General features: G+C 32.5%; 17 protein-coding genes, 1 tRNA gene and 2 pseudogenes. 5 read left to right on the top strand and 15 right to left on the bottom strand.

The window, feature by feature from the left end; translation table 11 throughout:
* Positions 1-12: 12 nt before the first annotated feature.
* Positions 13-405 carry an START-like domain-containing protein gene (locus tag A3SG_RS0108050; protein ID WP_016989525.1) on the bottom strand — a complete coding sequence of 131 codons (393 nt, stop codon included), beginning with the start codon at positions 403-405 and terminating at the stop codon, positions 13-15.
* Between the two features lie 152 nt (positions 406-557).
* Between A3SG_RS0108050 and A3SG_RS0108045 the strand changes: the two genes are divergently transcribed.
* Positions 558-631: transfer RNA gene (locus tag A3SG_RS0108045), tRNA-Met, on the top strand.
* A gap of 91 nt (positions 632-722) precedes the next feature.
* On the opposite strand, the gene A3SG_RS0108040 is transcribed toward A3SG_RS0108045, so the two are convergent.
* From A3SG_RS0108040 to A3SG_RS0108015, 6 genes are all read right to left on the bottom strand, one after another.
* A complete protein-coding gene (locus A3SG_RS0108040; protein ID WP_016989524.1) occupies positions 723-1,994 on the bottom strand; it encodes a tyrosine-type recombinase/integrase in 1,272 nt (423 codons plus the stop codon).
* Positions 1,991-2,494: a hypothetical protein gene (locus tag A3SG_RS0108035; protein ID WP_016989523.1), complete on the bottom strand. Its 504-nt coding sequence runs from the start codon at positions 2,492-2,494 to the stop codon at positions 1,991-1,993. The genes A3SG_RS0108040 and A3SG_RS0108035 overlap by 4 nt, the downstream gene beginning before the upstream one ends.
* A 156-nt stretch (positions 2,495-2,650) precedes the next feature.
* Entirely contained in the window at positions 2,651-2,995 is a 345-nt protein-coding gene (locus tag A3SG_RS0108030; protein ID WP_016989522.1) for a hypothetical protein, read from the bottom strand.
* A gap of 33 nt (positions 2,996-3,028) precedes the next feature.
* Positions 3,029-3,370: a hypothetical protein gene (locus A3SG_RS0108025; RefSeq protein WP_035663609.1), complete on the bottom strand. Its 342-nt coding sequence runs from the start codon at positions 3,368-3,370 to the stop codon at positions 3,029-3,031.
* Complete coding sequence (locus A3SG_RS0108020) at positions 3,357-4,196, bottom strand: hypothetical protein (protein ID WP_016989520.1); 840 nt, start codon at positions 4,194-4,196, stop codon at positions 3,357-3,359. Before A3SG_RS0108020 ends, A3SG_RS0108025 begins: the two co-directional genes overlap by 14 nt.
* 11 nt (positions 4,197-4,207) lie before the next feature.
* Positions 4,208-5,059 carry a hypothetical protein gene (locus A3SG_RS0108015; protein ID WP_016989519.1) on the bottom strand — a complete coding sequence of 284 codons (852 nt, stop codon included), beginning with the start codon at positions 5,057-5,059 and terminating at the stop codon, positions 4,208-4,210.
* 170 nt (positions 5,060-5,229) lie between these two features.
* On the opposite strand from A3SG_RS0108015, the gene A3SG_RS0108010 reads away from it, so the two are divergent.
* From A3SG_RS0108010 to A3SG_RS19405, 4 genes and pseudogenes are all read left to right on the top strand, one after another.
* Positions 5,230-5,634: a helix-turn-helix domain-containing protein gene (locus tag A3SG_RS0108010; RefSeq protein ID WP_016989518.1), complete on the top strand. Its 405-nt coding sequence runs from the start codon at positions 5,230-5,232 to the stop codon at positions 5,632-5,634.
* 131 nt (positions 5,635-5,765) lie between these two features.
* The gene (locus A3SG_RS0108005; protein WP_016989517.1) at positions 5,766-6,011 is read left to right on the top strand and encodes a hypothetical protein; all 246 of its coding nucleotides are present in this window, start codon (positions 5,766-5,768) and stop codon (positions 6,009-6,011) included.
* A 684-nt stretch (positions 6,012-6,695) separates the two neighbouring features.
* A complete protein-coding gene (locus A3SG_RS0107995) occupies positions 6,696-8,351 on the top strand; it encodes a relaxase/mobilization nuclease domain-containing protein (RefSeq protein ID WP_016989515.1) in 1,656 nt (551 codons plus the stop codon).
* Positions 8,352-8,466: 115 nt separating this feature from the next.
* Positions 8,467-9,664 (top strand): annotated as a pseudogene (locus A3SG_RS19405) (IS256 family transposase).
* 176 nt (positions 9,665-9,840) lie between these two features.
* Here A3SG_RS19405 and pafA read toward each other — a convergent pair.
* The 8 genes and pseudogenes from pafA to A3SG_RS0107950 all read right to left on the bottom strand — a co-directional run bounded on the left by pafA (position 9,841) and on the right by A3SG_RS0107950 (position 24,821).
* On the bottom strand, positions 9,841-11,478 hold the full coding sequence (pafA, locus tag A3SG_RS0107985) for an alkaline phosphatase PafA (protein WP_016989514.1): 1,638 nt from the start codon (positions 11,476-11,478) through the stop codon (positions 9,841-9,843).
* Between the two features lie 43 nt (positions 11,479-11,521).
* A complete protein-coding gene (locus A3SG_RS0107980) occupies positions 11,522-13,405 on the bottom strand; it encodes a trehalase family glycosidase (protein WP_016989513.1) in 1,884 nt (627 codons plus the stop codon).
* On the bottom strand, positions 13,390-14,616 hold the full coding sequence (locus A3SG_RS0107975) for an MFS transporter (RefSeq protein ID WP_016989512.1): 1,227 nt from the start codon (positions 14,614-14,616) through the stop codon (positions 13,390-13,392). The genes A3SG_RS0107980 and A3SG_RS0107975 overlap by 16 nt, the downstream gene beginning before the upstream one ends.
* A 570-nt stretch (positions 14,617-15,186) precedes the next feature.
* On the bottom strand, positions 15,187-17,271 hold the full coding sequence (locus tag A3SG_RS0107970; RefSeq protein ID WP_016989511.1) for a glycoside hydrolase domain-containing protein: 2,085 nt from the start codon (positions 17,269-17,271) through the stop codon (positions 15,187-15,189).
* 4 nt (positions 17,272-17,275) lie between these two features.
* Positions 17,276-18,538: a YdcF family protein gene (locus tag A3SG_RS0107965; protein ID WP_157485370.1), complete on the bottom strand. Its 1,263-nt coding sequence runs from the start codon at positions 18,536-18,538 to the stop codon at positions 17,276-17,278.
* A gap of 57 nt (positions 18,539-18,595) precedes the next feature.
* Positions 18,596-20,263, bottom strand: a complete 1,668-nt coding sequence (locus tag A3SG_RS0107960; protein ID WP_016989509.1) for a RagB/SusD family nutrient uptake outer membrane protein — start codon at positions 20,261-20,263, stop codon at positions 18,596-18,598.
* A gap of 10 nt (positions 20,264-20,273) precedes the next feature.
* Positions 20,274-23,609, bottom strand: a pseudogene (locus A3SG_RS21175) (SusC/RagA family TonB-linked outer membrane protein).
* Positions 23,610-23,834: 225 nt separating this feature from the next.
* Positions 23,835-24,821 (bottom strand): LacI family DNA-binding transcriptional regulator, encoded by a 987-nt coding sequence (locus tag A3SG_RS0107950; RefSeq protein ID WP_255347697.1) that lies wholly within the window; start codon positions 24,819-24,821, stop codon positions 23,835-23,837.
* Between the last annotated feature and the right edge of the window lie 105 nt (positions 24,822-24,926).

Genomic DNA, 24,926 nt, shown 5'->3' with positions numbered 1-24,926 from the left:
TATACACTTTTGCTATACAGAACCAATTAGATGTTTAAGGTCTGATATTTGATTTCCCCAAAGTTGCGTTGCTTCATCAACTTCATCTTTTTCAGCAAAATCTACTACCATTAACGAAACATCTTTAGTTAACTCATCCACTAAAATATGTAGTTCAAAAAAATACTCTGTATCTTTTCCGTCACCGTCAATCCATTTAAACTTTACTTTCTCTCCTGATTTCTTTGAGGCAAGCCGGGCTTTTTCCTCAGAATCATTCCATATAAATGTAAAAAATTCGCCTCGAGAATTCACATTATCCGCAAACCATTCCGATAATCCAGATGGTGTCGAAATATACTGATATAACAATTGAGGAGACGAGTTTATGGGGAACTCTATTTCGTAACGTACTTTTAAATCCATGATCTACATTTATATTTTTTCCGAATATATAGAATATAATGTCTAAAAAAAATATTTTTAAATTTATTTATTTTTTTGGTTTATGCTTGCGTGCTTTAATATTATTTTTATCTTTGCACCCGCGCCCAGGAATGGATATTCTTAGAACCTTTGGCGAGGTAGCTCAGTCGGTTAGAGCGCAGGATTCATAACCCTGAGGTCACGAGTTCAAATCTCGTTCTCGCTACAAAAACAAACCCTTAAACAGCAATTGTTTAAGGGTTTTTTTATGCTTTCAATCAAGTAAAAAAGCATTTCAAAATATTAGGAGTGAGGAATTAGAGTGAGGAATTTTGTCCAAATATCTTTATTTCGACAGCCCCCCTTTCAACTACCGATAAAATTTGAGGATCTATATAATATGATTCCAATACTTTTGCAGTTGAATGTGAAGTTAGTAACCCTGTTTCTTTTTGCATTACTTGATGCACCCATGTAATGTATGTTTTCCTTAAACTTTTCAAACTAATATCTTTTTCAATGCCCGCTCCATTTTTATAATGTGTAAAAGATTTTGAAATTGAATCCATAATTGTTTTTGATTTGACTTTTCTTTCAGGTAATAAAATATAATTGTCAGTTTGCTTTTTTTCATGATAGCCCATCTCCACCAGTAAGTCAAACAAATCAGAATTTATTGGAATGTATTTATATAATCCATCAATATTGAGGTTTCGCTCCACTTTTAAATTTTGGATTCTAAAAAATTTCACTCCACTAACAGATACATAAATATGACTCCAACGCAGATCTACAATTTCTTCTCGCCTTCCACCAGTTAACAAAAACAATCTAAAACCATCTTTCAAATACGGTTTAAACATGTTTTTCCGCTCTCCTCTACCCCCAAGAACAACAAAAGGACTAAATGTATCTACTGCTTCAAGAATTTTAATAAACTCTTCTCTGGTAACAGAATCAATATTTGTTTTTTGTATCTGTTTCCGAGAATATTTTCTAAAAGGATTCTTCATTTCAATTTCTTCAATATCTATGAGAAAATCAAAGAAACCTTTGACTCCATTCAAACATTTATTAAATGTTTTCGGATTATAATGGTTATCAGCCCAAGAATAAAAATTTGATACATCTTGCCTACTAACATCTTTAATTCTAGTTAACTCAATGTTTTTATTTTTCTTTAATGTCTTAGCAAAATATTTACAAAATCGTATTAATTCTTTACGGTGTTCATTAGTAACACTCTTTTTAAATTGAGCATACTCACTTTCACCATTTAAATACTGATTATACTTTATTATGGAATCAATAACAGAATAATCATTTCCTTCGGCCGAATCAGCTACTATTGTTTGATAATTATTGGTTTTTAAGTGCTTTTCAAAATTGATAGCTTCAATTACCGCATCACTATAAATCTTTGAGTTTAATATTTTAGACTTGACACTCTTTTGAGTTCCTGGGATATGAACTCTTACTCTATACGTAAAGCTTTCAAAATGATTACATTTAGGATTATCTACTTTACATATTCTACAATAAATCTTAATTCCTTTATATTTTTTCTTTGGTAATACTAACTTATTCATTTCATTAAATCATTATATAGTTTCTCATCCTCTATATTCCTTTTCACCTTAGTGGTTGGAACGTAATCTAACTCTCCTTCTAGTTGTAAAACCAATAGTTCATACACATTCTTATCTTTAACCAGATTTCTGTATATTTTTTTCCATCTTAATGGGTATTTTAATCTTAAAGATTTCACAAAAGGTTTATCAATTTCACATATCACTTCGATTTCGTAAACAATATTTTGTTTAGAAAATTTATGAATTCTGATTCCTCTTTTTTCTATCCATTTTTTAGCTGCTTCGCTATTAATTAACTTTAATTTCAGGGCAACTTCTCGAATTGTTAAAATTGACAAATTGCTTGACTTACTTTGATTATTTTCATCATTTGTTTTAGCATTGCGAAATGATTTTTTATCGACTTCAAGAGTTAAACTCTCATTCTCCCTATAAAACAACTCCAAAGCTTTCTCTGGAGTGATTCTTCTTTTTTCATTTTCCTCTTCATTTTTCATCACACATCTCCTTTTTTAAAAGTAAAAGAACGTCTTGAGGGTCTTTCACTAATTACTCATAAATCACACTTCCTTCAAAGATAGAATTGTTTTTTGTCTAAATCATAGTTGAAATATGGTGAGGATAGGAGACAATAGAAATCTACCCTCCAAGTTTTAATTCTCAGGAATACTATCCTGATTTTCCTTTAAAAGCAATTCCTTTGATTTGTCTAAAAATTCTGCTTCTTCATAAGGTAATAGTTGAAGCGCTATTTCTAACATATTCTTTATATTAGTTGGTGGATCCGGTACTTGACTAGAGTACGTTTCATCTGAATCAAGAGCCAAAATGGAGACCTTGATTAAATTAGCAACAGTGAAAAGTAAATCCAAATACCCTTCCACAACTAAGTCAACACTATATAAACCTTTCTTATGGTGGTTTGATCTAAGAGTCTTAAAACTTCTTCCCGACAGTTTGTGCAATTCCTTCAATGTTTTTATGTCATTCGTTTCCATAGTAACAGCAATTAAATATTATTTTTAAATATATCATTCTTCTAGTATCTCGGGATCTTTTATAAGCATTTGATGTATTTCATCCAAGAATTCAATTTCATCTATTGGAAGCAACTGCGTAACGACTTCCAAGACAACGGCAACATTAATAGAGGTATTTTTGATCGTCTTTGAAATTTCAGGAGCTTCTTGGTCTAGCGCAAGAATACACAACTTCAACATGTTAGAAACAACATAAGTAAGTTCGTAATAATTTAGTACTCTGATTTCAGCAGTATAAATATCAGTTCTATCTGTAATAGGCTTTAACGTGTTGAAATACCGAGCGCTTAATTTTCTAATATTCTCTAAGTTTTTAATCTTATTTGCTTCCATGATCTTTAATTTTTTGTTTTGTTTTTTCAATATATACCTCTAATAATCTTCGAACTTCTTTTTCAACCCAATCCACTTTTGCAGCTGCTGCTTCCACGGTTTTATTACTGATTGGTTCGATTTTTGCATTGAATTGGATTGCAGCACGAGCATTTTCCAGTTGTTCTAAGACGAACCACTCCTCTTCCTTATTTGGGTCAAATGTCTTGCCTAAAACACTGGAAAACTTACTCAACTCTTTTTGCAGTTTTTTTAGACTGTGTTCTCCTATCCATTCTCCCGTCAGAAACCATGTGGCAAATACAAAAATTAAGCGCAGTTCATGATGTATAGTATAAGCTGCCATAGAATAGTTTTCACATCCTAAATGAAAGTTTCGATCTCGCCTAATAATCCCACTATCTTTAAAATCAAAGCGAAACGTTTCTTCGGTCTTTTTTATAAGCCGGTTGACATTTATTTTTTTTAGGACAACAGCACTACTACTTTCATCAGCACTGTAAACCAATTCGTGCTCACTACAATGCATGATAAAAAAAATATTTCCATTCCTGAGCGACCCCTTTACCCAATTTGCGTTAAAGACTCGAAATGAAAACTCAGGATAGGCTTTAAAAAAATTCGAGCAGTACTCCTCAATATCTTCCCAACTATGCGGATTGTTTTCAGTGACAAGAACCGTGATAATACCTATATTGATTTTCTCATCGATATGGCGTGAGAAATAAATGGCCTCTGTGTCAATAAATTTTATTAAAATTTTGATTATTTTCTTTATTTGACGATAGTTTGGATAGTCTTTCTGAGTTAAAATATTGTAATACATAATTCAAGTTTCTAGAGTTCTTTATTATATAGATTCTCAATACGCTCCATTTCGACTTCTACAAGTTCGCAAGCTCGTTCATGGAATAGCTTGCATCTTTTCGCTAGAAGCTCAGTATCTATTCTACTTGAATTTTTCAATTTAAACCATCGAAGTGAACCTGGATTTGTTTTTAATAAATCAAAGAGTCTTTTATCTTCACCAGTAGTTTGTGGAAATATTTCAGATACAAGTGGCGTGAATATTTCACAGATTTCAAACAAATAAGCTAGTGAAAAATGATTGGGATGATATCCTAAAAATACGTTGATTAGTCCGAGACAGATTTGTTCTACAGCGGTATGAATCATTGCTTCGTGAACCACTGCGCTTTCCAATAAGTCAATTTGATTCTGACTATTTATAAAATTATCAGCAATTATATTTCTATTTTTCCAATAGGATCGGATATAATCAACATTACGTTTTGGAACCTCATTAAAGACAATATTCGGAGGCATGTTTTCACGCTCGTACACTTTATAACCTTTGGTTAAAACCTCATGATAAAAAAATGTTTGATGCGGAGTGAGGTAATTACCCAATTTCCCTTTATGAAGCAACATAGTTACCGTATAGCGACCTTTTGTTCTGTTTTTTATAACATCACAAATATCAGATACAGTTTTAATTATATATTGATCAGTTAAAACCAATAAATAAAAATGGGTATTTCTTTCCTTCTTAGAACTATTTTCTGAAAAAGGATTTAAAACCGATTGGCTTTTCTTTCTCTCTCCAAAACAGTAAACACCACTTGTACTGATACTTTCAATAATAATGTTCTTAACTGTCTTTAATCCTGCGTTGTCAACTGCTTTCATAATTTAAATTTTTTAGTTAATACTAATCCGAAAAATTGTATTTTTGTTTAATACACAGCAAGTAAGCCATAGATTGTACCGTACCGAACTAATGGGAACTGTATCTTACCAAAGCAATCTTGTGTTTTACCAATATTTTTTTTTGACAGAATTTTAAATATCTTTGGACTATGAGCACAGCAACAAAACCGAAACATATAGGCAGAAATATTAGCCGAATCAGAGAGCTTCGAGGAATGAAACAAGAAGCATTGGCTATTGCAATTGGCATAAGCCAACAGTCAGTTTCTAATATAGAAGCAAGCGAAACAATAGACGATGAAAAATTACAGGCTATTGCTGAAGTTCTTGGAGTTTCTGCCGAGGCGATTAAAAATTATAGTGATGAAACGGTATTTAATATTATAGGCAATACATACCACGATAACGCTTCATCATTAAACTTCAACTGCACTTTTAATCCTATTGACAAATTGATTGAAGCATATGACGAAAATAAAAAACTTTACGAACGTTTGGTTCAAGCCGAAAAAGATAAGGTCGAGTATTTGGAAAAATTATTGAAGGCTAAATAAATATTTTATAAAAGATATAATTAATTCCAAGAAGAGACCGTCATAAGTCTCTTTTTTGTTTGTATAACAGACAGTAAATCTAAAAAAACTGCGCAATATTTTAAGATTGCGCATCAATAAAGAATAACCCCATGGATAAAACTATTAAGCTAAGAGTTAAAAAAGAAATTGATAATAAAAGTGAGCTTAAAGTTTTGAAATTAAAAGGCAATTTAATTTCGAAAGGTTACACTGAGATTATTCATATTGAAGATGAAAACACAGCGTCTTATCTTAACTCATTTTCCACTTCTCCCGACAATAAAATAGAGGTTGAAATTTTTATTTTAGATCATATTACAGAACATGATCTTGCCGACACCATTTCGTTAATTTAAGCAAAAGAATAAATGATTTTTGATTGCGGTAATTTTTTTCAAATCATGTTCAAAAACCTTCCTGAAAACAGTCAGAATTTTGAACATTAATTAAAATATATTCTTTTGAAAAAGTACGCTCCATTATTCAAGATCTAATAATTATTTAGGAACATTTTCTTCTATATTGGCACAAGGGAGCGTACACTTTCAAAGACCCCTAAAATAAATATTCCTAGAGCTTTAATATACCTTAAAGACGTTAAAAATATCTCGATAAAAAATCATAAAAAGTTCAGCCAAGGTATTGGACATTCATCAACTACGTGCCCATAATGTCACCACTCATTCTTCGCTGTGCCACCCCTTCGGGACTTATAGCACTCCGTTTGATGTATATCCATTTTTTTACTGCTTTCTTTTTTTTCTTTTGAAAAATTTACGGGCAGTCTGACTGATTCAAGTACTGCTATCTCCTTTCATTTATCGAAGTGCTATCCTAGCCGAAATATAGCTATGATTGTTTATTTTTAGCATTCGTTTTAAATTAGCCTTAATCCTTTAAAAAGCTAAAAAATTGCAACGTTCCTGCAATTGGCAAGATGAACGGTTGTTAAACAACCGGATCTTGCTGCCCCACACTCGGAACTCGTGGGCAGTGACACTGAAAGGATAAAAAGAGTTTGAAAACAATGAAAATGATAGATGATGGAAGCAGAAAATTCAAACAGGACACGCACAATCGGGCTGCGCCTAACTCCCGAAGAATATGCAAAAATTGAACGCAAATGGAAAGTCAGTACTTGCCGAAAATTAAGTGACTACGTCCGTAAGCACCTTTTTGATAAGTCTATTGTGACTATCTATCGCAACCAATCGCTGGACGATTTTATGGAAGAAACTATAGTACTCCACAATGAGCTGAACGCCATTGGAACCAATATTCTTCAGGCTGTAAAAAAACTACACACTTTGCAGCAGATTCCTGAATTCAAGAACTGGATAATTAGCTTTGATCTGGATAAAAAAATCCTTTTCAACAAAGTAGAAAAAATACAAAAAACACATTCTAAAAATTTCGGACAAATGGTTACAATCATAAAAACTAGTCATTCAATCCGCAGTATTTTTAACTACAATGAGAACAAAGTTAAAGCTGGTGTAGCTGAGTGTATCTCGGCAGGAAACTACCCTGTCGATGTTGACAAAATGAGTGATGCCTTAAAGCTAAACCGTTTTATAAAGCAGATAGAATTAAACGAAAATGCAAAACGGAATAGTGTGCATATTTCCCTAAATTTTGATCCATCAGAAAATCATTCCAAAGAAAAGCTAATAGCTATTGCGAATACTTATATGGAGAAAATCGGTTTTGGAAAACAACCATATTTAGTATACCAACATCGCGATGCAGGACACCCTCACCTACACGTTGTAACCATAAATATTGAGAGGGATGGTAAACGGATTGATTTACACCATTTAGGAATACGGAAATCCGAACCTGCCCGTAAAGAAATTGAAGAACTCTTTGGACTCGTTAAAGCGGAAGGAAGAAAAAAGAAAGAGGAATTTATATTGCAGCCTATTGCTGTTGGCAAGATTCAGTATGGTCGCATGGAAACAAAGAAGGCCATATCCAACGTTTTGAATGCAGTTCTCAACCAATACAAGTACGCAAGTATTCCTGAACTAAATGCAGTTCTAAATCAGTATAATGTAATGGCTGATCGAGGCAGCGAAAATTCAAAAATATTTTTAACAAATGGATTGGTATACCGAATTCTGGATGAACAAGGCAAACCAATTGGCGTTCCAATTAAAGCAAGTGATTTTTATAGTAAACCAACTTTAAAATTTCTAGAGGAAAAATTTAAGCATAATGAAGTTAGAAGAATACCGGATAAAATACGGCTAAAAAACGCAATTGATATTGCACTACTAAAGGAGCGAACAATGTCAACAAACCAACTGGCAAAATATTTGGAAAAAGAAGGAATTCATACTGTTTTTCGAAAAAGTGCAGAAGGCCTACTTTATGGTATTACCTATGTTGACCACAAGACTAAAAGTGTTTTTAATGGTAGTAGTTTAGGGAAAGAATACAGTGCGAAGGCGATTCAAGAACGTTGCGGATTAAAAATAACTGGTGACGAAAAAAGAAATCAGAGTCATGAAAAACTTCCCTCTAAGGAATCATTATTTCATCACCTTCAACAGCAAAAAGATTCACTCACTATTCCTGATTTGGTGAAAGTATTGGATATGCTCATTCAAGCAGAATATGCTACAGATTATTTGCCAAACCAACTTAAAAATAGAAGAAGAAAGAAAAAAAGAAAGGGGCTGTCAGATAATTGAAAATAGCATACAATTTCTAAAAGGCACTGTCTCATAAAGTGTGTAAGTTTTAAAATCTCAGGTTATTAATTGACTTGAGATTTTTTTATTTATTAAATTTAACTTTTACGCACTTATGAAACCAGAAGACATTTTAAACGAAGATTTTTTAAAGCAATTTAAAAACGGCCCAGAACTCACGACCTTTTTAGAACAACTTCACAAACGAGGTATTGAAAAGATTCTTGAAGGTGAGTTAGATGCTCATCTAGACTACGAAAAGCATCAAAAAAATTAAAGCCAACAACTTAAGAAATGGCTATACAAAGAAAAAGCTAAAAACTACTTTAGGCGAAATAGAAATACAGGTTCCACGAGATCGTGACAGTTCTTTTAGCTCCATGATTGTTAAGAAACGAGAAAGCGCAACAGATGGTGTAGAAAATGTTATTATTTCACTCTATGCTAAAGGAATGAGCAACAGTGATATTGAAGAACAGATAAGAGAACTCTACGATTTTAATATCTCTACATCTACTATTTCAAGAATCACAGACTGCATTACTGATGATGTAATAGCCTGGAAAAACAGACCATTGGAAGCCACCTATCTCATTGTTTGGATGGATGGAATAGTTTTTAAAGTTAGAGAAAATTCTAAAGTAGTAAACAAAACCATTTACATTGCAGTTGGTCTAAGAACCGATGGTAAAAAAGAAGTTCTTGGTTTATGGTTAGGAAAAAATGAATCTTCCGCATTCTGGATGAGTGTATTAACTGATATAAAAGCCAGAGGAACAGAAGAAATACTAATCACAGCAACCGATAATTTAAACGGTTTTACAGATACTATAAAAACCATTTTTCCAAACTCAGTGACTCAAATATGTGTAGTGCATCAAATTAAGAACTCCTGTCGTTACGTAGTTTGGAAAGATAAAAAAGAATTTACCAGGGACATGAAACAAATCTATACAGCGCCCACTAAAGAAGCAGCAAAAGCAGCCTTAAACGACTTTAAAATTAAATGGGACTCTAAATACTCTTATGCTATAAGAAGCTGGGAAAATAACTTGGATGAACTCACTGTTTTCTTCGATTTTCCTATCGAGATTAGAACTATTATTTATACGACAAATCTAATAGAAAATCTCAATGGAAAAATTAGAAAATACACCAAAAACAAGCTGTCGTTCCCAACAGACGAGGCTGTTATGAAATCCGTATTTTTAGCAATAAATGAAAGTACTAAAAAATGGACAATGCCTGTTAGAAATTGGGGAGTTATACTCAATCAATTTTTAGCTATATTTGAAAACAGGATTAAACTATAAATAATTTAACCCTGAAATTTTAAACTTACACCGATTTTAGGATAGTGTCCTTAACTTTTTGTGCGGATTTCATTTGCATATCCACACTACTGTTTATTAATTTTACTTTTAATTTATTAATCTTGTATCGGTTTTTTTTTTGCAGTAGAATCTATAGTAAAACTACTCTTTGTATTTCACTTATCACCTAAAACTTCTTCCAGAACGTTTGCTTCAGTACCATTAGGAAAAGAAATTTTTATTTTCTGAGCGATTGTAGGAGCAATTTGAGTAATCTCCTTTTTATTAAAAGACTCCCCTTTTTTAATATGCCATCCGTAAAAGATTGCTGGAACGTGGGTATCATAAGTATAAGTCGTTCCATGAGAAGTTCCCGTGCCGTGGTATTCAATATATCCAGGCTTATCAAGAATTATTAAATCACCATTTTGGGTCACATCATATCCTTTAGCTATAAAATTTAAATAGTAGTCATTTCCGGTTGAATGTAAAATTTCTTCTTCAGTGTAAACTCTTTTAACATAGTCTTGCGTCATAAGATAATTTTTGAACGCTTCTTTAACTTCATTTAAATCAAGATTTTTAGCCTTAATAGTTTCTTTATTAAAAAACAAATTAAAACTTGAGTAGTTTGCAACCAAATCAGCACCAAATGTTTTGATAGAAAAATCCTTTAGATTATTTCTGATGTCTTTAGGACTTACGCTATTTACATTATATTTATGATCTTTTAAGTAATTAACATTTTCTGCACCAGCATGATCCGCAGTCAAAAACAATAGGTAATTGTCTTTTCCTACCGTCTTGTCTAAATAATTTAAGAAATCAGCAATTGTTTCATCTAATCGTAAGTAAGTATCTTGTAATTCCATAGACCTTGGCCCTAATAAATGACCTACATAATCAGTTGAAGAAAAACTAACCGTCAAGAAATCAGTAATATTATCTTTTCCCAATTCTTCTTTTTCTATTGCTTTCATGGCAAATTCAGCCAGTAGATCATTACCAAATGGAGTAGATCGTAATACTCCAGCATCATTTTTGGCATACATATCCTTTAAATCATAAGGAAAAACTGGAGATGTGCTATTATATAACTTACCCTCATATGGATTATTATCCTCTAAACTCTCATCATAAGTAACTTTGGGTTTTAATAAATCCCACCCTTTATTTATATACGGCATATAATGCTTTTCCTTATTAAATTTCTGAACCCAATCAGGTAATTTTTCACCGTAAAAAGAGCTAGAAATAAAAGAACCCGTTTTGCTATACCAAAAAGCCCAATTTGCAAAATGTCCAGCTGGTAAAATTGCACCACGGTCTTTAAGACTTACACCTATAACCTTACCTTTAAAATTAGTTCCCATTCTTAATTCATCTGTAATAGTAGTGGATAATAAATTTTTAGGTGACATCTCACCCTCCTCTTTAGTCCCATCACCCACAGTACTTACGCTAGCGTCATCTGTACAATACATTTCTTTGCCTAACTTTCTACTATACCACTCATTACTTACAATTCCATGAGTTGCTGGTGTAGTTCCTGTATAAATAGATGCATGTCCTGGAGCAGTATACGTTGGCATATAATTATAATGCATGTTTTGAAACGTGTACCCATTACCCATTAATCTTTTGAAACCATCATTAGAAAAATCATTAGAAAAACGATACAAATATTCCATTTTCATTTGATCAACAACGATACCAACTATTAATTTTGGACGTTCCTGGGCCTGTAAATTTACGAAGAATAGAAACGTAAAAAACCACCCTACTTTTTTTAAAAGATTATTTTTAGTTAACATAATTACATATTTAAATATTTATATTTTAAATTTATTTCACACTTTATAACATATTGGTAATGCTTGATGTTTCGAACAAGTCTTGTGGTAAAGTGAGAGTACTTAATTTAGCTTTTAACTCATCATTTAGAATTTGCAAACCGTATTGATAAGATGCATTTACCCATCCAAAACCTTCTTTAGAAATATAGTCGAATTCAGTACCAACATTGCCATATTCAGCAAAAACTTTGTGCGAACTAGTTTCAAGATTGAACTTCTCTGGAATGGTTCCGTTATACTCTACCGCATTTTTTGTTACTAACCATAGCCATCGATAAGTCATTTCCTGGACTTTATCAAAATACCCATAATTAAGTAAGCCTTTCCATAATAACATTTGATGGGGAGCCCAACCAAAAGGATAATCCCACTGTCTTTGAAGAGCCTGTAAAGGAATAACACTAACTTTTGTACTTCCTGTAATACCTCCCGATTGAATGAATTGAGGTAAGGCTACTTCCACTATTTTTTTTGCCTGGCTCTCGCTACACAGCCCCGCCCATAATGGAAAAAAAGTAGTTGCTGCCTCGAAAGAACTTTGCTTATGATTTACAAAATCATAATCAAAATACATACCTGCTGCTTCACTCCAACACAATTCATCCATTTTGCTTTTGCGAAATCTAGCTTTATTCTCCCAATCTTCTGATTTATAATCTATTCCTCCGACTAAAAATGAATCTTTAAAATACTCTTTAATGAGGAAACCGATATCTTTCTCATATTTATAGAGAAAACTATTAACATCAACTAAATTTAGATTGGCGCATTTATTTATTAAACGACTAGTCGTATCATGGCCACTTTCCCTCATACTACGATCATGCACAAAATACAAATCAAGCTCATCATCAACAATAAACCTGTTTAAATATTGTGCCTCAAATTCTCTGATAGGCAATTTATACTTTTCGGCATAAGGAGTTAAAATATCGTCAAAATGTCCAGCCTCAACCTCTAATGGCATACCTATTCCCTCCGCTTTATATCTATTCAAACCCGTTGGTGTCAATCTATTTCCAGGTACCATCCATACTGTATTGTATTCCATAATTACAGCTTCTAGATGCTTTTTCAACCATTCTTTCTCTATTTTTTTATCTTCCATGATATCCATCAACAATGAGGAATATAACGGAGGCTGCGTTCTTGTCAAATAATAGCTTCGGTTTGCATTCAATATTTTACCATAATGAATAATTTGATACCTAAAGTTTTCGGCAATAGCCATAGCTTTTCGATTTTGTCCATCAATTAACAATCCAATGCATATAAAATAACTGTCCCAGCCATACATTTCATTAAATCTCCCGCCAGGTACAACAAAAGGAACACCTTCCAAGATATGTGCTTTTTGCTCTAGCGCTAATCCTAAAATTCCTGGTTTTTTATTTAAGCCATTTACAAAATCCACACTGTAATTCTCCGGTAAAACAACGACTTTAATTTTTTTTAAGTCCTTCTCCAATTCTTTAAAATAGTAAACTCCTATTTCATCCTTTGCGGAAAGATAAAGTGTCGGCACGTCATTAAATGTCTTTTCATCTTCAAGAATTTGGGTTAATCCTTTCCTGTCAATTGTCCGTGTCAATTCATCCCAATAATCATCACGAATTTTTCTAGAAATTCTATCAACAGGATCTTCTTCAACATGTGCTAAATCTAGCTCATTTAACCCATTTTCTTTAAGTAAAGTCAGCTCTTGAAGAAGATTTGAAAGATGATAAGTTCCAGTAATCACCTTTTCAGCATTAGACTTTTCATCTACAAGGACAAAACGTTTAGGACCTTTATCATCTTTAGTGATCTTTTTATCTTGATCAGTATCTTCTTGAATTAATAATTCATGAAAAATATTATCGGTATTATTTAATTTGATTTCCATGATTTAGAAGTAAGAATTTTAAGAATGAAAAATGAAAACAATAATAATAACATTGGAATCAAGGTATAATAAAAAGCGTTTTCCGGCCCATCATTTTTGAATAAATAACCAATTACTCTTGCTCCTAAAGTACCACCAAGTGCAGAAAAGACGACTATAAGTCCCGTCATTGAACTGTGCAATTTATTAGGCAAGGCACTTAAAACAACCGAATTCAATAGCGGATAAATAGGTGCTATAAATAACCCCACCAATGGAAATGCAAATCCCATAAGCGGAATATCGCTTAATGAATTAATATCTTTTACTTCTAAATTAACTGCCAATGGAAGAACAAAAACCAACAATAGCATTGCCATTATTATACAAAAAGTCAACACCCAAATCCAATTTATAGATTTGATAATCAAACCAGCTAGCAATCTTCCCGTCGCCAATGAAATTGCTAGGATACTCGCCATCATAATACTTATGTTCTCAGGTAAATGGAGTACTTTCTCGTTAAACGTAGGTAACCAAGTCATAATTCCCTGCTCAATCATCACAAAAAGAAAAGTGCTAATTACAAAAACGACTGTTAATAATTTAGCAAATAATTTAAACATTTGTTTAAAATCATCTAATAAGTCAATTCCTGATATTTCTTTTTGCTTTGGGAATTTAGTAAAAAACAAGAAACTAAAAGAAAGCATTGAAACAGCAGCTAAAAACCAATAGACATTAAGCCAAGCATTTTGATCAGTTTCAGAATTAAAGGCAGGAAATAAAAAATAAGCCAAGGCTATTCCTATCATAAAAACCCCTTCAATACTACTCATTAGACTGTTATGCTCTTTTTGACTCGCCGTTACAGTACCTATCAGAGAATATACAGACACTTTAATCAATGCAAAAGACATACCAACAGTAGCGAAAAGTACTTTAGCAGCGCTAAAGGAATTCCCGAAATACATCATAACACAAGCCGCAGACACTAATAACAAGCCAATTAGCATTGACTTTTTATAACCAATTCTAGGCAATAAAGAGGCAATAAAGAAAGATACAATAGCAATAGGCAAATCTTTAAAAGCTTCTAGAATGCTTGCTTCTAATTCATTAACTCCATAATTTTTTTGCGCTTTTAAAATTACAATTCCTACACTATTCATTAGTATTGCAAAGACAAAGTAATTAAGATACATTGCCAGTTTAATAGTACTTTTTTTCATGTATAATTATAGTTTTTTTTTATATAAAGTTAATATGTTGTTATATTACAAAATATGGATCAAATCTATGTCATAAGTTCGCCACTCTAAAAATTTCACTTTGAAGACAGCTAGACTTTGTGATTTCCCTAGACTTTCCTCAAAATCATTATTACTTAAATAACTATATGAAAAAACTGTTCAAAGGCCATCCCTTTTTAATAGAGATTAGATCATCTAAAATAGTTTATGAAAATCGATACATCCATTAAATAATAACAAATGAAACTAATTAATAAAGGCATCAGACTGCTTTATAATGTCAATATATTAACAAACTCTTTGGTTAAATATTTCTCTCATCATATTTCAAATAAAATTGTCCAAAATTTACCAAGTATTTTAGCTTAAATCAAATCCTTTTGAATTAAAATACATAACAACGTATCTAATGTATTTTTTAAATGTTTCTATTAAACTATAGTTATTTCATGGTAGATTCAACTAATAAATGCGAATTCCTGATTATTACCTAACTTTCTATATCTTTTAATTAAAGTCTTAAAATAAAAAATTAAAATATTTAATATATCAAAATAATTGTTTCACATTCGATATCCACTGATTTTCAATTCCCCATTGTTTATTTGGCTCCGATGAAGTTTCTAAAATAAGTTTTCCTCCTTTTTGAATCTCTTGTTGCGTCAACCAGTTTCTTTCTAAATTTTTCCCATTCAAATTAGCTGATTTTATGTAAAAATTGTCTTTGTTGTAATTCTTAACTTCAATAATAAAAGACTTTTTATTATCCCATTGCAGGCTTACTTTTTTAAATATTGGAGCAGTTAAATAATAAATAGGATCCCCGACGTTTGCAGGTGATAAACCAATACTACGCATTACGAACCAAGAGGACATGGTCCCTGAATCATCATCCATAGTACGGACATACGCCTGTGGTTCGTTTTTATAAATTCGACCTAAATAAGAATCGACTCCCTTACTATTATCATTAAAATAACTTTGAATGAACGGATCTAATAAGAGATTACGAAAGAGCTTTTGTGATTTCCACGGTTGTGACGACGCATTATATAGCCCTGGAACTTGCAAATCAGGTTGATTAGCATGATTATAATTATCTCCATCAAAAAACTGATCTAATTGTGTAACAAAACTATTATCGCCTCCAGCTAATTCTTTTAATCCTTTTACATCAAAGGGCACAAACCAGCGGTATTGCCAAACGGTCCCCTGATACATTCCTCGTGCTGGCATAATATCAATATCACTTTTAGTAAGGTCAGCAAAGTCTTTTTTCCAATACTCTTTGTAATCTAACGCTTTATTCAAGTACTTTTTACTTAATATACTATCTTTAGTAATCTTCAAAATTTCAGATAATGCCCAACTATCGTATGAAGATTCTAATGCTTTATCTGGTGCACTGTAATCTAACCTACCAACCTCAGCAATCAACGAATCTTTTATGATATTAAAATCTAATGCATATCCTTTTTTATATGCATCTAATAATACCACAATCGCATGCTCTGTTCTAACCGTAGGTGATGGCTCATGGTGTGTAGCCCAATTATTCTTTCCATGCAAATATAGATTAGCAATTGATTTTATTATGAAACCATATTTTTCAGGATAATTCAGCGACAACATCGGTAATTGTTCTCTGTAATTATCCCAAATCGCCCAACCGTTATAAATAGAATCATTTGATTTTTGTATCGTTCCATCGATAGCGCTATAACTTCCATTAGGCTCTGATATTAAAAAGGGAGCTTGTAAACCACGATATAAAAGAGAATAAAATAAGTCTTCACGATCTTTCTCTCCTTCCACTTTTATTCTGCTTAGTAAATGGTTCCACTCAGCAGTCGTTTGCCTAGTTAAATCTACTGTAGAGATAGATTCTATTTTTATTTTAGCATACTCCTCATTAACAGATGAGAATCCTATACGAACATTTATTTCTTTAGCTCCTTTAGCTCCTTTTACAATTAGTTTATGTCCCTCTATATACTCAATAGATTCTACATTTGAAATTTCGATCGCAAAATAAATCCGATAAACACCTTTACTACAAGTTGTTTGCGTATCAACCCAGCCAGTAATTAAATTTCCTGAAATCTGATGCTTCTCTGCAACAAATCGATTGTCAAAAGCATAAGACAAATCGATATATAAGCCTGCCTCTGCTGAGGGAAAAACATAATGATGAATTCCGAAGTTATGTTTTACACGCATCTCAGCTTCTATACCATTTTCAAAAGAAACAGAATAAAATCCAGGGAAAGCATTTTCTGTTTTCTTCATTAAGGGTGTTGATATAATAGAATTAAGAATTGGTTTGATTAATATATTCCCACCTGTTCCAACACATCCCACACCTTCAATTCTAGTATGCGTAAATCCAATAAATTCTTTTGCTAAATGCTCATAACCTGCATGAATATGAGGGTAAGTTTGTGGTCCGATACTCATCATATTAAAAGGAGAAGAGGCAGAAGGTGACATTTGCCCATGGTCACCAGAGGTTCCTAGAAAAACATTTACTTTTTCAATATACGATTGAGAAAGATTACTTTTCTCTTTTTGGGCTTTTACTGATTGATTGCATAATCCAAATAAGAAAACTACAATAATAAATACTTTTTTCATAAAATTAAGGATCTAAAGGGTCGATAGGATTCTGATGTAATGATTCGATTTTTGGCAAAAATTCAATAGTCGTATTAGAAAGTCTTTTTAGTTGTATAGCCGGTAAATATCCAAATTCTGACATACATCGTGCAGCAAAGGATTTATTTCCTAAATAACTGCTATGACTACTATTAGTAACAACCAAAAGAGGTTTCGAAATAGGGATTTTGTTCCGAACCAAAATACGCGTGGCATTGCGCAAATTTGTGGTTGTATGTCGAGCATGTGGATCAATCAAAATATTTTCTTCCGGAATTTTATATACTTCCATAAGTTCCTTTTTCATTTCTATAGCTTCACAGAAACGAGGTCTAAAGGGATGTGCATGTCCTCCAGAAAGCATAATTAAAGGGGCTTTTTTAGCTTGATATTCTAAAACACCCAGTTGTAAATTTAATTTTCCTAACGCCGAGAGTCGGTCGTAATAATTTTCAGGTCCATTTCCTAAAACTACAATACAAGTGTAGTCATACTTATCAAAATCAATGTTTATGACATGACCAGCCACTTTTTGATTTTCATTTTCGGCCAATGGCTCATACCGCGCTGCTTCATCTCTATGATTTAAATACAAAAGCGATAAAGAAAAATCTAAAGCTGGTTGAAAAAACAAACTACTTTCTTTTAATTTTTTATGTTGTAAAAAATCACTCCACATAAATACCGCCCTTTTGTAATCAGTGGATTTAACATCATAGGAAACAGAGTCTATTTCGGCATATTGCGAAGCTTTTCCAAGTCCGTACACTTCTATAATTTGGTTCATTCCTCTAGCGCAAAGTTCCCATGCCTTTATTAACAACTCAACATCCGAATCATTTTTAAAGTTTTCATAGTTACCAGAAGGTCGTATATTATCATCTACAAAATTTTGAAAAAAAGGATACTTCTGCAGCAGTAACCCAAGCCTACTAGAAATAATTTTTAAATCTTCATCTTTAAACTTATAAGTAGGGACTAAACTTTTCAAACTATCTTTAAGTATATTTATGTGTCCCTCAATATCTTTTTGTTGCCTATCATAAAATAATTTTAAAACTAAATCATCTTCTAATAATTTTCGGACTTCAGCATTTTTCTGAATTGCAGTCAACAGATAAAAATTTTTGTCTTGAACTACCGAATTAGAACTCGTAGCCATAAAATTAATGTCAAATTGCTTATTTTTCTGAGCTTGGAGACTCATAAAAACAAATGCCATCGTTATAAATAATATTCTATTCATCTATTCTTTTCTTTATAAAAGGGCAATTGTTAAGATTGCCCTTTTTAGTTTTAGATATTAATAACCATTATTCTGAGTAATCTCGCCAGGAGCGAATCCATCAATATAACTTTGGGGTATTGGAAAATATTCGTTTTTACCTTTAGTAAAAGAAGCATTGGTTAAATGAGACCTTCTTGTTTTTTCTATAGCAATATAATTATTTATAGTAATGTCGGCCTCTCCCCAACGAACTAAATTAAAGAAACGGTGTCCTTCCATCGCTAATTCTAGTCTAGTTTCAGTATGAACTGCCGCTCTTGCCGCTATTTGATTTGTCCAAGGTAAAGTATAGGTTTGAATTTTATAATTAGCAGCATTCATAGATCCGTCTAATGTTTTTACAAAAGCAGAATTGGCAGCGCGCTGTCTTATCTGGTTAACTAAACCTCTGGCTTCTTCGAGTTTGCTAATTTCAACTGCAGCTTCTGCCCTCCACAGTACAACTTCCGCATAGCGAATGATATAATAGTTTAAAGCATTAACATACGGCCACACTGTTAAATAAAAAGAGGATTTTGCGGAAACAATCCTCTTTTTAGGGCCAAATACCCCATAAGTAGCTAAATCTCTAGCCCATGTATCTGAGTAAACAATACCCAAATCTTTATAAGGAATTCCAGGTCGCCCCACAGTTATGTCTAATCGAGGATCTACATTATCACTAGTAGTAACATTTATATTATCCTCTTGTGGTAAACCGTTAATGTCCGTTTTAAAACTATTTACTAAATTTTGTGAAGGACGATGAAAACCATATTGAGAATAAAATGGCCCTCCCGGTGCTGTTAATCGATCACCTATACTTCCATTATAATTACTTGCTTGCCCATCATTTATCGAATGTTGTACTGCAAAAATGATCTCTTTATTATTATCATTTTCAGGCAAGAAAACTTGTTGAAAATCAGCCAATAAACCATAACTACTGCTCATGATTTCAGTAGATGCATCATACGCCAACTGCCATTTTTTTTCAAATACATAACATTTAACCAAGTAAGCCTTAGCTGCAATTTTTGTGGGTCTTCCCTTCTCTGCTTGTTGTGCAGGAAGACCTGCATAAGCTTGTTTAAAATCATCTTCTATTTTCCCCCAAAGTTCATCTGAAGTAAAAATAGTATTTGATTTCGAATAATCCGCAACTGTTGCAGCCGTCTCATCAATGTAAGGAATCTGATTATAGATCTTCTTTAATTCAAAATAATAATGCCCTCTTAAAAATCTTAGTTCAGCATTTCGTTGTACTTTCAGTGCTGCATCAAAATCAGTAGAAGCATTCAATAATCGCATTGCTTCATTACTTCGTTTAACACCTTCGTATAATGCCATCCATTTACGTACAATGTCAGTGGTAGTTGAATTGGCACTATATAGTTCCATTTGGTGAATATTATTTTGATCACCAGTTCCTCCTCCACCTTTATAAGCATCATCAGATGTTACATCACCAAAACTCCAATTTGAATCAGGTGAATTAAAAGCATTTGTAGCACCGTCTATTTGTCCGTTCAAAACGCTATAGGCCGAGATAATAGCACGCTCTACATTAGCTGCTTTAGTCATTTCGGAAGGATTCACTTCACCAAAAGTTTCTTCCTCTAAAAAATTATTAGAACAGGAGCCCAACTGAAAGGCTAACCCAATTATAAATACCGATTTAATTATTTTATTTATTTGTATCATCTTTAGAAAATTAAAAGTTTAAATTAAAACCAAAAATAAATGTTCTTGAAGGAGGATAAAGACCTCTATCAATTCCAATATCAAGGTTTCTATTACTTGAAGAGTAACTCTGTAAACCTATTTGTGGAGTCATTCCGCTATATTTGGTAATCGTAAAAACATTACTAGCCTGACCATAAAGTCTAAGTTTCATCCCTAAGAGCGCTTCTGTTTTAAAAGTATAACCTACTTGCAAATTGTTTAATTTGAAATACGAACCATCTTCAACATAGTAAGATGAAGGGCGAATATTATTATTCCTATCATCTAATGACAATCGAGGAATACTAGAATTTGGGTTATCTACAGTCCATGCTCCTAATAATGACGCATCTTTATTATACGCAGCCTGATTAAAAAACTGTGTTTTATACTTTATAAGATTATAGATATCATTACCAAAACTTCCATTAAAAAACATTCCTAAATCAAATTGCTTATATTTTAAATTAATATTAAAACCTAGCGCTAGATTAGGATGTGGGGAACCAATAAATGTTCGATCTAAAGTATTAATCACTCCATCACCATTTATGTCCTTAAACTTCAAATCTCCAGGCTGTGCATTTGGCTGTAATCCATAATCCGTCACTTCTTGCTGACTTCCAAATAATCCATCGGAAACAAAACCATAAAACGAACCTATCGATTGTCCGACAGCACTTCTCGAGACCTCTTGATCAAAGTTGACCGTATGCAATGATGAAGTAGGTATACCTAAATAAGGTACAGTTGACAGAGCGGTAAGTTTATTTTTATTCCCAGCTAAATTTAGCGAGAGGTCATAACTAAGATTATGTACTTTATCCTTAAAATCTATATTTAATTCATAGCCACGATTGCTCATTTGACCATCATTGATCCACTGTCCGTCATTTGTACCTCCATAAGTTAAAGGAATAACATTATAAATTAAAATATCCTTCGTTACCTTATCATATACTTCAGCAGTAACATTTAACTTATCGTTAAAAAAACCAAGATCAACAGCTAGTGTTTTTTGTGTTGTAGTCTCCCATGCCAAATTATTATTTGCCACTCTTGTTTGTGTCAATCCTGTATCCACTGTATTCTGACTTCCATTAATAGGATAATTAGAGTAGTTACTATTATTAGTATAACTATCTACGGTAGAATAAGAAGGTAATTCCTGATTTCCGGTTTGCCCCCAACTCCCTCTCAATAAAAAAGAACTGAAATTTGTTCCCTCGTTAAAGAAGCTTTCTTTGTCAATCCTCCATCCTGCTGAAACCGAAGGAAAAGTACCCCATTTATTATTTACTAATCTAGAAGTTCCGTCTCTCCTTACGGTTGCAGTTACTAAATATTTTTCGTCATAGTTATAGTTAACCCTTCCAAAGTAGGAATTAAGAGTCCATTGATTAGCTGTTCCGGAATTTAGTTGATTTTCAGTACCATAAGATAAATACCTGAAATTCAAATCTTCATATAGAAAATTTTGTCTTGAAGCAGCAAAACCTTCATAATAATATTTAATGGCTTCTTGACCTATAAGCAAGTCAACACTATGATTATCAAATCTCTTTTTATAATTTACGGTATTAGATGTGGTAAGCTGATAATTAAAACTATTATCAGTTGTCAGTTGATTTTTAACATTTTGAGATAGAATTTCATTGTAAACTGGCGAAAAACCTCTATAATTATAACTTTAGTATAATCCAAACCTAAAAGAAGTCTTAAATGTGAAGTCACCTAGCTCAACATTAGCAAAAACATTTCCTAAAGCTTGAATTTTTTTTTGTTTATTGTCTTTTGCTCGTGTTAATTTTCCTAAAGGATTAGTAATATCATTTATAGGGTTTCCTGCAAAATTACCGTTGATATCATAAACAGGCACAATAGAAGGAAATTGCAAAGCTTCAAAAACAATACCTCCTAAAGCGCTATTAGTTGATGCAGAAACTTGAGTTGTATATGAACTTGAAAAATTTTCGCCGATGGTTAAAAAATCTTTTATTTTATAACTAGAATTGAATCGAGCAGAAAAGCGATCAAAATTAGTGTGCTGTATGATTCCATCCTGATTAAAATAACCTAAGGAGAGAGCATTCTGTGCTTTGTCATCCCCTTTAGAAAGAGACAAATTATAAGAATGAACTGCCGCTGGATGCATAATTTCTTTTAGCCAATTTACATCACCACTTTTTATAGTATTTGCAGAATTTATATAGGTCGGAACTGTTGCGTTATTAGGATCACTCCCGTAAATGGCATTTGATGGAACTTTACCATCATTTTTAGTCGCTTGCCAAAGCAAGTCGCCATATTGTTGTGCATTTAGCATTTTAGGTAAATTAAAAGCTACTTGAATTCCAGAATATCCATCAACCTGCATTTGTGTTTTTCCATCTTTACCTCCTTTCTTAGTTGTAATCAAAACAACTCCATTAGCAGCTCGAGATCCATAAATAGAAGCAGAGGCGGCATCTTTTAAAACTTGCAGAGATTCAATATCTGATGGATTTATTCCATTTAATCCATTAGATGCTGGCACTCCATCAACGATCACTAATGGATCATTACTATTAAAAGATCCAAACCCTCGAATACGTACAGAAGTTCCTCCTCCCGGACTATTATCACTCATGATTTGAACGCCTGCTAAACGACCATCAAGCATCTCCACGACGTTCGATTTCGGCTGTGAATTAATGTCTTTCATTTTTACCGAAGAAATTGAAGCCGTAATATTTCTTTTCTTCTCGGTACTATAACCTGTAATAACAATTTCATCCAATTGTGAAGTTGCTTCCTTCAAAACAATGTTTATAGTACTTTTATTTTCAATATTTACTACCTTAGTTTCAAAACCTACAAAGCTCACAGATAGAACTTTGCTATTTGAAGGAATATCAAGTACAAATCTTCCTTCAAAGTCAGTAGTAGCTTGATAATTAGTTCCACTAATTCCAACAGAAGCACCAGGAATAGGAAGATTACCTTCATCTAACACTGTTCCAGATATTCTTCTTGTTTCTTGAGAGGTATTTTCATCTATATCTGATCTCGTTTTTACTTTATAATTCACATGTAAATCAAGCGATTTAGAAATAAAACCAATAGATGATACTGCCAAAGAAGCATTACCTGCAGGATCAAGCACGATAAATATTTTGTCAAAATCTGTTTTTGTACTATTAGATATTCCTTTTACATCTATGGTTGCGGAAACAATAAACTTGTTATCCGCACTTGTTATTGTCTCTGTTATAGAGCGGTTGTGCGCTACTGCACCTAGGCCGCTAAAAACAATTAACCCTAACACTGCTAAAATTCGTTTCATAAGCATTGGTTTTTTAGTTTTGGTTTGTAAAAAATATTAATAAAATAAAAAAAAATCTTGTTATATTTAATGAATTATGACATTCTAAAAATATCACTAAATCGTTTTAGTCAACTGTTAAATAAACACATCTGATTTTATAAGCTTTACAATAAATATAAAAGCTCGCCTTACATCGGCTGTTATTTATCTAAAACATTAATAAATTCAATATGAAGAACATAATCATACAGATTCTCTCACTACTAACTTACCTTTTAGAAGTACTTTTTCGAATACAACATTATTATCGCTCTTCATTTGACACATAAGTAACTCAACTGTTTTTTTTGCTATTTCATCTAAAGGCTGCTCGACAACAGTTATAGATGGCGAATGCAAAATAAAAGAGTAATGATCATCGAAACTGATTATAGCTAAATCATCTGGCACCTTTAAGCCTAATTTTCGTATTGCAAGAATACCAGCAAGACCCATATAATTTGCTAAAAAAAGCACTCCGTCTGCACTATTATTATTTTTAAAAAAAAGAAGCATTTCTTCAATTTTTTGTTCTTCACTACTATGATAATCTAAATGAAGAATCATTTGCTCATCGAAAAGATTAGCTTTTTTCATTGCATCACTGTAACCTTTTTCTCTTAATTGCATTTGAACCATGCCCGAATTATTATTGATTAAAGCTATTTTACGTCTCCCTCTTTTTATCAAAAACATTGTCGCGGAATACGCACCTTCGTAATTATCCATAACCACATGACTAACATCTAGTCCAGGGAAATACCTGTCAATTAAAACAACGGGCACTTTCATTTCTAATAGTTGTTCAATACTTTTATCTAGCTTTTCTGTTGGTGTTATGATAAAGCCATCTACATTAGCCTGCAAAAGACTTTGAACCAACTCAGCAGACCTTTCATCATCATTATAAGTGCTGCAATAAAAAACTCTATACCCAAACTTCATTATCTCTTCCTCTATTACTTTTGCTAGAACAGAAAAAAAAGGATTTGAAATATTCTCAACAATAAGACCTATAGACCTTGTCTTACCTGTCCTAAGACTTGTAGCTATCATATTAGGCCTGTACTTTAACCTTTTAGCAACGTCTTGCACTTTTTTGATAACAACCGCACTTATGCCCATTCTCTCTCCTTTATCGTTAAGGACAAAAGAAACAGTGGATATTGAAACCCTCGCTTCGTTAGCAATATCTTTAATGGTATTTTTTTCATTATTTTGTTAATTTTTTATTTAACGCTTTCACAAATCTAACAATAAAATAAATACAAAACGAATTAGTTCGCATTATTTTTA

Origin of the sequence: Flavobacterium sp. ACAM 123 (assembly GCF_000264055.1) — a bacterium.
In the GTDB taxonomy this organism is placed as follows: Bacteria; Bacteroidota; Bacteroidia; order Flavobacteriales; family Flavobacteriaceae; genus Flavobacterium.
Note: the sequence above shows the minus strand (reverse complement) of the source record. Positions and strands in the feature narration are given on the sequence as shown.